Origin of the sequence: Thermococcus sp. (genome assembly GCF_027008145.1) — an archaeon.
In the GTDB taxonomy this organism is placed as follows: Archaea; Methanobacteriota_B; Thermococci; order Thermococcales; family Thermococcaceae; genus Thermococcus.
The window spans coordinates 1-10,310 of sequence record NZ_JALTCZ010000045.1 but is presented as its reverse complement, the minus strand read 5'-3'; the positions used below and the strand labels follow the sequence as shown (position 1 = coordinate 10,310).

Below are 10,310 nucleotides of genomic sequence, written 5' to 3'. Positions count from 1 at the left end.
AGGGGAGCGAGGAAAGCTCTATTACCGTCCCAACATAGACACTGTATCCCAGAAAGTAGAGAACCTCGGGAAGGGTCACCACGCTTTCCTTGAGGCCCCTCAGGTTCTTCAGGTCGTCAAGGTACTTCTCCTTTCCCGCCAACCTTGCTCCGTGTCTGGTTGGGTATGTCCCCGTCAGGATGGATGGAACCGAGGGATACGTCCAGGGGGCCGCGGCAACACCCCGGTAGGCCACTCCAAACCCGTTAAGGAAAGGGGTGGTGTCCCTTTCGTAATCGGCCATAGAGGTGTTCAGGTACCGCATGCAGTCCACAGTAACTATTATGACGTTCCTTGAGGGAATCTCCGGGGTTCTGAGGATTTCATCGGCCCTCAGGCCCTTTATCCTTTTCTCAAACTCTCTTCTGCTCTTTCTCTCAACACTCCTGAAGTAGAGCGAGTGGACGAGCCTCTTGAGGGGGGGTATTCTGTTTATGATTGTCTGCGTTACAGCTCTCTTCACGTTCATTTCTCCACCCGTCCGAACCTTTCTAGGAACCTTATCAGTGGTTCAGTCCTCAGGCCAAACTTCTCTCCAGCCATCTTTAATAACTTAATGTCCTCCTCTTCAAGGGCACCGGCCACTATTGAGAGGGCGTAAAAGACTAGGGAGCTCAGGCCTGTTCCTAGGAGCGCAATGGTTATTGAATCCGCCCGCATAAGGTAGGCGATGCCTAAGGATGGAATCCCAGCGGTGAGAACCTTCAGGTAGGCCCTGCCGAAGGGGACTATACCGAACTGTGCCAGCCTGAGGCTCTTGTACACGTTTGCGGCGATGTAGGAGGAGGCAGTTGCCACCGCCGCACCAGTCATCCCGTAGGCCGGGATGAGGAAGTAGTTCAGGACTACGTTGAGGATCGCCCCGGCGAGGTCGCCCTTCATGTTCTCGGAGGGCTTTCCAATCGTTACGAGGGTCAGTCCGTTTGGGCCTACTATTGAGTGGAACATGAAGCCGAACGCCAGTATTACCATCGCCTCCCAGGCTGGAGTGTAAGTTGACCCGAAGAGTACCCTCAGCACCGGAACGGGATAGGCCGTTACCAGAACGAAGAGGGGAAAGGTCAGGAGGACGACCCACTTTGTCACCACGGTGTAGAACCTGCCAACCTCCCCAAGCCTTCCCCGCGAGAAGAGCCCGGTCACCACGGGCGTGTAGATTACCGTAAGGGACGCCATAAAAACTGGAATGAACCGGGTTATTGGGCCTGCTGCATTGTAGAGCCCGACGATCCTTTCGCCAAGGTAGTGGCCAAGCATGAGCGTGTCCGTCCAGTTCATTATGAAGGACATCAGGTTCGAGGTCATCAGGGGGAGGGAAAAGAGCAGCAACTCCCTGGCTATCTCAGCCGAGAACCGGAACTTGCGGGGGAGTATCCCAAAGCGCCTGGCGTCCCTGCCCAGGAGGGAGAGGAGAATAATGTAGGAGAGCAGGTAGGCAACGGCCACGTATTTCACGTTGCTGGTGAGGAGAACGGCCACTAACGCCGTGAGGAAGTAGAGGGCTGGAGCGCTTATCTTCCCGTATATGAGGTACTCCCTGACCCTCCCAAAGCCCTGGGTCGTTGATATGAGGACGTTGAAAGTGGCGGTCAAGGGGAGCGCGAGGGCAAGTACCCCAAGGAGCACCACGAGGAGGTTTCCACCACCAATATACCGCGGAAGCATCCCTCGGGTTGCTTCAAGGGCCAAAAGGCCGATGATGGAGCTCACACCAACCAGGTGGATTGCCGTTGATATGAGAAGGGGAACTTCCTTCTTCTTCCTGTGCAGGAAGTAGGCCACCTGCCTCTGGAGCCCCATGGGGAACCCCATCATAACAACAACCAGGGTTATTGTAAAAACCGTCATCGCCAGGCTGTAGGTGCCGTAAACATCGGGACCGAGGTACCTCCCTATGACTGCCCTAACCAGGAATCCGAAGAGGGCGGAGCTTATGAGCCCCATGAAGGCCAGGACACCTCCTCTGGCAACTCTGCCGAGCTCCCCGGTTATTTCCTCGCTCATTCTCTCACCTGCTGAAGTCCGTAATCATGATTGAGGGCTGGCTAAAAAGGTTATCTTTTTCTCTTTCTTGAAGACCTCGACCTCAATCCGTGCATTGAAAACTTTTAAGCCCTTAAGAGTATGGAATACGCGCGATGATGAGTGATGGGCGAACCGACCTGTGAGGAAGGAAAGGTGATCGCTGAGCGCATACCTTTTTAAGGAAAAGTCCAATCTCTCCCTCACGGGATGATGAGTTCAGCCTTGTCCGAGCTGTGACGAGGGAGTGACGGACTGACCGAACTTTTCGGTGGTTCCATGGAGGAGGTTTACAAACCAATATGGGTCTCCATCATTGGGAACGTTCTGCTGGCTCTCCTTAAGCTGACCGTCGGTTTCCTCTACTCCAGCATAGCCCTCATCTCCGACGGCGTTCACTCGCTGAGTGACGTGGTCACGAGCGTCGCCGGCTACTTCGGGCTTAGGGTTGCTTCGAGGCCACCCGATAAAGACCACCCCTTCGGTCACTCCCGCTTCGAACCGCTTGTGGCGTTTCTCATCGGTGAAGCACTTCTTGTGGTCGCCTATGAGATAGGGCGCGACTCAGTTCAAAGGCTCTTGGTTGGGGAGGCAATAGCGGTTAACTCTGTCATGCTTGGGGTTACCGTTCTCTCGATAATCGCCAAGGAGGCCATGTTCCGCTACTCCATCCACATCGGCAGAAGGCTCAACAGCCAGATTTTAATAGCGGATGCATACCACCACAGGAGCGACTCCCTGAGCAGTCTGGCCGTTCTGGTCGGGTTGAGCGCCCAGAGGTTCGGCTTCCAATACGGTGACGCTCTGGCGGGTCTCGTCGTGGTGGCTTTCCTCGTAAAGGTCTCCATCGAGATAATCCGTGAGAACGTCGGCTACCTCACGGGAAGGGCGCCTCCTTTCGAGGTCTGCGAGGAAATTAAGAGAAGAGCTCTCAGCCTCCAGAACGTTCTTGGTGTCCACGATCTGCGGGCCCATTACGTTGGTAGCAGGCTCCATGTGGAACTTCACATTGAGGTTTCCCCGGATTTGAGCCTGAAGGAGGCTCACGACGTCAGTGAGGAGGTGAAGGAGCGCATAGAGGAGATTCCCGAGGTGGACAGGGTCTTCGTCCACGTGGACTTGAAGGGGGTTACGGAGTGATTCCCGCCACGATCTCTCTCAAATCTTTCAGAAACTCCTCTAAGTGCTCCCTCTTAACGTGGGGCATCATGACGATTCTGATGTAGCCGCGGTGGGCGCTTATTCCCCAGCCCCTCTTCTTGAGTTCTTCTTCAGCCTTTTCCAAGTTCTTCGTCCCGAAAGAAACTATGTTCAGAACCGGTTCGCGGATGAGGTAAACGCCGGGGATTTTCTTTAGCTCAGCGGCGAACCACCTGCTGAGCTTCATGGCTTTTCTCACTATCTCCCTGTAGCCCTCGAAGCCGAGGTGCTTTATCATCGCCCAAACCGCTAAGGCGTTTGCCCCGGGCCTCGTCCCGGTTATTGTTGCCTGCCATATCTTTCCGCCCGCTAAGTACGGTGCGAGGACGCTTATTGACTCCAGGTACCTCCTCTCGCGGAAGATTATTCCGCCAGCTGGAATAGGAACCATACCCATCTTGTGGGGGTCAATGGTTATGCTTTTGACCCCCTTCAGTCTGAAGTCGAAGTCCGGGATATCGTAGCCAAGGGCCTTCGCAAAGGGTATTACAAAGCCCCCGAAGGCGGCATCAACGTGGAGGGGAAGACCGTAGTCAAGGGCTAGGTCGCTTAAAGCCGGGATGTCGTCAACAACGCCCAGACCAGTTGTCCCCGCGATGCCAACGATTCCGATGGTGTTCTCGGTGATCTTGCTCTCAACGTCCTTCACGTTGACGGTGTAGTCGTCGTTCAACTCCGCCCAGACTAACCTAACGCCCAGCATCTCGCTCGCTTTTAGGAAGGAGAAGTGGGCGCTCTCCGGGAGGATGAGCTCCGGTTTTTCGGCATCGCTCAGGTTCCTGAAGGCGCGAACCGCTAAGATGTTTGCCTCGGTTCCGCCTGAGACTATATGCCCGTAGCCCCTCGCCAGGCCGAGAAGGTTTGCTAACATGTCAACAGCTTCAATCTCAACCCTCTGGCTCCCGACATGTAAACCGGGGTCGCCGAGGTTCCTGTCTATGTACTTCGTAACCACTTTGACGGCCAAAGGATGGGGGTAGGTGCACATGCTCCCGAGGATCTTGCCGGAGTCAAAGGTCAGGTCTTCCCTCGTCCTCTCCTCCAGCTCCGTCAGAACTTCTTCCTCCTCGCTTCCCTTCTCTGGAAACATGCTTCCACCAACGACCGTTCTCTTCACCCCTTTAAGGCCCTTTCTATATACGTCCTGAAGAAGATCGGTGTCGTCAGTGCAGTGAGCATTGAGACCACTATGACGCTGGCGAAGACGGACTGATCTATTATCCCGGTCTTCAGCCCGAAGGTCAGAATCGCCATCTCCAGGCTTCCCCTACCCCCCATGCCTATCCCTATGAGCGTTGAGTCCTTCCAGCTCAGGCCAAAGAGTTTGGAGCCCAGACCACAGCCGAAGAGCTTCCCGAGGACTGCTGAAGTGTAGAGGAGAAGTATGAAGCCCAGGCTGAGACTCCCAAGAGGGGGGTTGAACTCCAGGCCAACGTAGATGAAGAAGAGGGGTATGAAGAACTCTGTGAGGACGACCTGGAGGTTTTCTATCAGCTCGTTGAGCTTTATCCTTGTGATCACCAGCGGGTCTTTCCTCTCCCTCAGCCTGCTTATCGTGAGACCAGCTAAGTAAGCCCCGATTATCTGGTTCAGGCCGACCCACTCGGCGAGTATTGCCAGGGTGAAGGTGAGGATGAGCGTGAAGGTGAAGAAGATGTTCAGGTTCTTGACTATCGTGTAGAACCTCTGGGAGCGCTTGAAGATGAGCTCTGAGACCAACAGAGTCGCTACTATGAAGAATACTATCTTTACCGTCAGCACTCCGAAGAACACCGGGTTGAGGCTTCCCCTGCTCATGCCCGTTATTATGCCGATTAGGTAGACCGCTATGATGTCGTCAACGAAGGCGGCACCCATGAGTATCGATGAGATTTCCCTCCTCACGTGCTCCCTTAGGAGGACGCCACTGGTCACTTCTATGGCAGTATTTCCGAGGGTGGCCCCGACGAACACAGCCGTTACAAGGTTCCTGCCGAAGGAGTAAACCGTGAGGAAGCCGAGGATGAAGGAGAACGCAACACCCAGAGACGCCACGACAACGGCCTTCTTAGTGTTCTGGGCTATCGCCGAGAAGTTGCTCGTCAGCCCCATGTAAAGCATCATCATGATGAGCCCGAACTGGGCGAGGACTTCAAGCCCTTCGCCAGACTTTACGATTCCCAGCAGGAAGGGGCCGAGCGTTATCCCCGTCAGGACGTGGGCTATTATCGGGTGGATTTCGAGCTTCTCAAAGGCCCATTCCAAGCTCTTCGCAACGACGAGGAGAACCGCTAATGAAGCCAGAAACTCCACGTCATCCCCTCCTGAGCAGGAGAGCCCCGATTATCCAGAGAACCATAAGAACGACCGCAAGGATCATTGCTATTGTTACTCCCCTTCCGGTTCCGAAGACTATGGGGATCGGGCCTATCATTATGACTCCCCCGCCCTCGACTTCAGTCTCCCCCGTGGCCGAGAGGAGCGTTCCTATGAACACCAGGAGGAAGCCAATGAATATCAGAGCTATCCCCGCCAGTACTAGTCCTTCCCCTCTCATCATTCTTCCCTTCAGCTGTCCACTTTTAAGCTTTCCCACCGGAAGGGTTTAAAGCTCCCCGGGGGAAAACCTATCATGCTCGTCCTCCTCGACCTTGATGACACCCTCTGCAACACCTGGGGGGCAGGAAAGAGGACGATACTCGCGTCAATCCCAACCTTCCTCAGGAAGGGAAAGGTGAGGGCCGTCCTCTACGTCCTCACTGGCCGATTCAGGGAGCTTGAGGGAAGTGAAGGGGCCCACCTGCTCGACTTTGAGGAGCTCGTCGGGCTTATTCTGAGGAGAGTCTACGGGGAGATCGCCGATGAGGAAGTGAAGGAGGTCTCAGGGAAGGTCGAGGAGCTCTTCTTCAGGCACCTTCGCCTTTATCCGGATGCCATACCTTTCCTCAGGGGTTTGAAAGGGCTCGGAGCTAGGGTAGTCCTGATAACCGACTCCTCAACAAGGTGGCAGAGGAAGAAGATAGAGTTCCTGGGCATAGGGGATTACTTAGACGGGGTTGTAATAAGCGGTGAGACGGGCCACAGCAAGCTCGAAGACTACAACTTCCGGCTGGCATTGAAGAAGTTTCCCGACGATGAGGTCTATGTCGTGGGCGACAGGGATGAGACTGACATGAGGGGCGGGAAGTCCATCGGGGCAACGACGATACTCGTCAAGAGGGGCTACTACCGCTCCAGAAAGAGTAGCTTCGCCGACTACGTTGTGGGGAACCTCCTTGAGGCCTTGGAGATGATAAGGCATGAGCATGAAAAGCGAGCTTAAGCGCAAGGCCCTTCACCTGAGTGGCCTCACCGTTCCGCTCATCTACCTCCTCCTAGGCCAAAACGCAACGCTCATCTTCGTGGGAACCGCCTTTGCAGTTTTCGTTGCCCTGGAGCCCTTCAGGGTAATAGAGGGGTGGCGTGAAGAAGTTCTCAGGAGGCTAAACATCTATGCCCCCTCTGAGTTTGCCGAGCACGTTGAGAGACTTGAGAGGCACATAGATGAGATAACGAGGCCCCACGAGAGGGAGCGCGTCGCGGCCCACATATATTTTGCCGCTGCTTCATTCATAGTGGTCTATTTCTTCCCGATGGGAATAGCGGTTGGGGCAATAGCCCTCGCGACGCTTGGTGATTCCCTAGCCGCTATAATCGGAAAAAGCTATGGAAGGCACCGCTTTTCAAACGGGAAGAGCGTTGAGGGAAGCCTTGCCTACTTTCTCACAGGGCTTGCAATACTGCTCCCTCTCGTCGGGCCCGTTGGGGCCCTTATAGGTTCCCTCGCCGGCACTATTGCGGAGTTCTACAACCTTCCGCCTGATGACAACTTCTCAAACCAGCTGGCCGTTGGGCTTACCCTCTACCTGCTCTCGCTCCTCTGAGAAAAGAGAAGAAATGGTCAAGAAATCGAAATTGTCACGAACTCTGTGAACAGATCTGCGTCCGTCCATTCTTGGCTCGGCGGCTTGTCGTGGACAGCCGGTTGGTCTGGAAGGGCTGCGACGGCTGAGTCACCGACTCCCTGCCCGGCAATGAAGGCGACGATCGAGATCTGTTTCGGCTTCCCTCCGAGGGCCGACCACGGAATCGCTATCTCAAGCGTCTGTAGTCCGTTGCTTCCGCCGGTGTAGGCGTAGAAGCCGACCCACTTGAGATCCTCGTATTTCCAGCCGTTGCCTGTCCAGAGGGCCAGCTGGGCGGTTGTTATGTTGTTGGTTCCCGGGCTTCCGAAGAAAGGCCCGTTCCAGAAGAAGTATAGTTCTGCATCTATCCCTCTTGTGAAGCTTATCTTCTTGCCCCAGCTGTCCTCGCCCGTGGTGTAACCGCCCTTCTTGTAGTCAAGGGCTATGCCGTAGGTAACCCTCCACGAGACCTTGTTGTTCGTCGTCAGGGCTATGTAGAGGAAGTTGTTGTCATAGTCAACGTAGAGTGCCTTCAGGCTGGCACCCTCCAGTCCGGAACCGTTCTTGTTGACGGCCACCGGCGGAACGTGCCAGTCATTGAGTTTGCCGTCGATTTTCTTGGTTAGCTCCTTGGCGAGCTGTTTCATGTGCTCTTCCCTCTCAAGCTCACCCGTCTGAAGGGCTTTGAGAACGTTCTGGAGCCTCTCGACGATGCGGTTGAGGTCGAGGTTAGCACTGTAGACCCTTATTGCCCCTGTGAGGGTTCCGTACCGTTCGAGGTACTTCATTCCGAGCTCGTACCTGAGCCTGAGCTTCTCGACCTCGGAGTTTATATTTTCCAGCTTCCCAGCGAGGCTTTCCGAGAGCTTGTACTTCTTTATCTCCTGCATGAGCTTGAGGTAGGTCTCGTAGTTCTGCTCGAACCTCTTTGGCGAGTAGTGCCTGGCTATGGCAAAGAAGGTGTTCATGGCAAGCTGGCGCATCTCCTCCTGGATCGTCGTCACTTTGGCGCTCTCTACACCGTTATTGCCCATCGTTATCTCGATGTAGTAGTCGAGGATGTTGTTCGTGAAGGCGTCGAGGGTTGGTCCCGGGCTTATGGTGTCAACCACGTCCGGGATGTTGTCGTTGGCGAAGGGGTTACCGAAGTTCCAGGCGGCTGGGCCGTAGCTGAAGCCGGTCGCGACCTGGAACTTGAAGTCATTATGACCTTCAAAGAGCGAGAGGGGCAGTCTGACCTCGACGGTGTTCCTGGAGAGGTCAACACCCATTACTGCACCTTCCGGCGTTATCATGCTTCCGTTCGGTAGGAGGATGTAGAAGAGTGACTCCACGCTCTTTCCGGGGGTGACGACGGCACTCGTCGCGCCCTTGTCCTGATCACCGCCAAGGTTGACAACGAACTGGATGTCCCATCTTATAGCTGTGAGGGTGTCGAGCTGCGCAGCGAACTCGTTGCTGCCTCCTTTCTTGAAGTCAATGGGAACCGCTATGAGCGTGGCACCGTTGTCCCCTATCTTTATGTTGCTCATGTTGTGGAACTTGAAGAGGAAGTAGACGTACCTGTCGTCACTGGTCACGCCCACCTCGGTAAGGTCGGCGTGGGCCGAGCTGTGGCCCGGAAGGTACTGGTCTATATCAGTCGCCTTACCTTGGTACACGTTTATGTGCCTCTGATCACCAATGGCGTCCTTCCATATAAAGTAGCCGTTCTTCACGAGGAAGGTGTTGGCCTTCAGGGTCCAGTTGGGCCAGTCGTCAGGGTTTCCGTCAACGTCTATCTTCCCGATCCAGACGACTTTGACCAGCATCGAGAACTCGTTGTTCTTCGTGTTGGCTTCGGGCACTGTGTGGTTCTTGTTAACGATCACGGTCATGTTGTAGACACCGAGGGCGTGGGGCACCCAGGTGAAGTTCAGTGTCTCGGCCTGGTTCGGGCTTAGGTTCACTGTCCAGTTGTCTATCAGGCTGCCGTTGACGTACACGTCAACGCTCACGTTGCTGGCCGCAAGGGATCCCTCGTTTTCAACGATTACCTTGTACTCTGCCGCCCTGTTGAGGCCGATCACGCTGGGTCCAACAAGCTTGGCGGTTAGGTCCGGCATTAGGAACCAGCTTTCCACCTTGAGGTTCGTGAATATGTCGGTGTCCGTCCATTCGCTGTTTATGTCGGAGTAGTTGATGGCGGGATCAGCAGGGGCCGAATCAACGGCGCTGCTGCCGTCTCCTCCAGTAATCCAGCTTATGAGAGCGAACTTCGCGTGCTTTCCTCCAAGGGCGCTCCAGGGGATCGCTATTTCGAGTGTTCTAAGTCCCGTGGAGGAGTTCCCGGTGTAGGCGAACTTCGCCCCGACATCTGAGAGTGATGCGTAGTTCCATCCGTTGCCTGTCCATGTGTTGAAGTTGTCGGCGGTTATTTTTCCTTCGCTCCCGCTCCACCAGAAGTATATCTCATAATCAATCGCAAAGCCGTTTCCGAAACCGATCTTTCTTCCCCACGAGTCCGATGGATTGCTTCCCCCGGTATATCCTTTCCCGCTTCCTGGATTGACGTCTATGCCTACTCCGTAGGCAACATCCCAGCTCGCAGTGTTGTTGGTTTTAAGGGCGATGTAGAGGTACTCGTTGTCCCATGAGACGTACATCCCGTCGAGGTTTGCACCCGCCAGTCCAGAGTTCTTCGAGGGAACGAACTCGTTTGCGCTCCAGTCGCTTAGGTTCCCATCTATCTTCTTGGGGCCCACGGCGATGACGGCCAGATTGGTGAATATGTCGGTGTCCGTCCATTCGCTGTTTATGTCGGAGTAGTTGATGGCGGGATCGACCGGCAGGCTGTCCACAGCGCTACTACCGCCTCCACCGGTTACCCACGAGATTATCCCTATCTTTTCGGGCCTTCCGCCGAGTGCACTCCATGGTATCTTTATCTCAAGGGTTTTAAGGCCGGTTGAGGAGTTTCCAGTGTAGGCAAAGCTTCCGTTCACTGCATCTATGCCCTGGTAGTTCCATCCGTTGCCTGTCCATGTGTTGAAGTTGTCGGCGGTTATTTTTCCTTCGCTCCCGCTCCACCAGAAGTATATCTCATAATCAATCGCAAAGCCGTTTCCGAAACCGATCTTTCTTCCC

The 10,310-nt window shown here is 54.9% G+C and carries 9 protein-coding genes; 3 read left to right on the top strand and 6 right to left on the bottom strand.

What is annotated here, in order from left to right:
- Together MVD07_RS02205 and MVD07_RS02200 are read right to left on the bottom strand one after the other, a co-directional pair.
- A partial coding sequence (locus tag MVD07_RS02205) for a sulfatase-like hydrolase/transferase (RefSeq protein ID WP_297498048.1) occupies positions 1-508 on the bottom strand: 508 nt, incomplete at its 3' end.
- Positions 505-2,043: a flippase gene (locus tag MVD07_RS02200; RefSeq protein ID WP_297498045.1), complete on the bottom strand. Its 1,539-nt coding sequence runs from the start codon at positions 2,041-2,043 to the stop codon at positions 505-507. The genes MVD07_RS02205 and MVD07_RS02200, both read right to left, overlap by 4 nt.
- 297 nt (positions 2,044-2,340) lie before the next feature.
- On the opposite strand from MVD07_RS02200, the gene MVD07_RS02195 reads away from it, so the two are divergent.
- On the top strand, positions 2,341-3,201 hold the full coding sequence (locus MVD07_RS02195; protein WP_297498042.1) for a cation diffusion facilitator family transporter: 861 nt from the start codon (positions 2,341-2,343) through the stop codon (positions 3,199-3,201).
- On the opposite strand, the gene mfnA is transcribed toward MVD07_RS02195, so the two are convergent.
- Genes mfnA through MVD07_RS02180 form a run of 3 tightly spaced genes read right to left on the bottom strand, consistent with a single transcriptional unit; the run spans position 3,191 to position 5,797 of the window.
- A complete protein-coding gene (gene mfnA, locus MVD07_RS02190) occupies positions 3,191-4,351 on the bottom strand; it encodes a tyrosine decarboxylase MfnA (RefSeq protein WP_297498040.1) in 1,161 nt (386 codons plus the stop codon). The genes MVD07_RS02195 and mfnA overlap by 11 nt on opposite strands.
- 23 nt (positions 4,352-4,374) lie before the next feature.
- Positions 4,375-5,553: a cation:proton antiporter gene (locus MVD07_RS02185; protein ID WP_297498038.1), complete on the bottom strand. Its 1,179-nt coding sequence runs from the start codon at positions 5,551-5,553 to the stop codon at positions 4,375-4,377.
- A 1-nt stretch (position 5,554) separates the two neighbouring features.
- Positions 5,555-5,797 (bottom strand): DUF131 domain-containing protein, encoded by a 243-nt coding sequence (locus MVD07_RS02180; RefSeq protein WP_297498035.1) that lies wholly within the window; start codon positions 5,795-5,797, stop codon positions 5,555-5,557.
- Between the two features lie 75 nt (positions 5,798-5,872).
- Here MVD07_RS02180 and MVD07_RS02175 point away from each other — a divergent pair, with 75 nt between their 5' ends.
- Positions 5,873-6,562, top strand: coding sequence for an HAD family hydrolase (locus MVD07_RS02175; RefSeq protein ID WP_297498033.1), 690 nt, complete (start codon positions 5,873-5,875; stop codon positions 6,560-6,562).
- Positions 6,540-7,163 (top strand): diacylglycerol/polyprenol kinase family protein, encoded by a 624-nt coding sequence (locus MVD07_RS02170; RefSeq protein WP_297498030.1) that lies wholly within the window; start codon positions 6,540-6,542, stop codon positions 7,161-7,163. The genes MVD07_RS02175 and MVD07_RS02170 overlap by 23 nt, the downstream gene beginning before the upstream one ends.
- A 17-nt stretch (positions 7,164-7,180) precedes the next feature.
- Here the strand turns inward: MVD07_RS02170 and MVD07_RS02165 are convergent.
- On the bottom strand, positions 7,181-10,310 hold a 3,130-nt coding region (locus MVD07_RS02165; RefSeq protein ID WP_297498027.1), incomplete at its 5' end, for a CARDB domain-containing protein.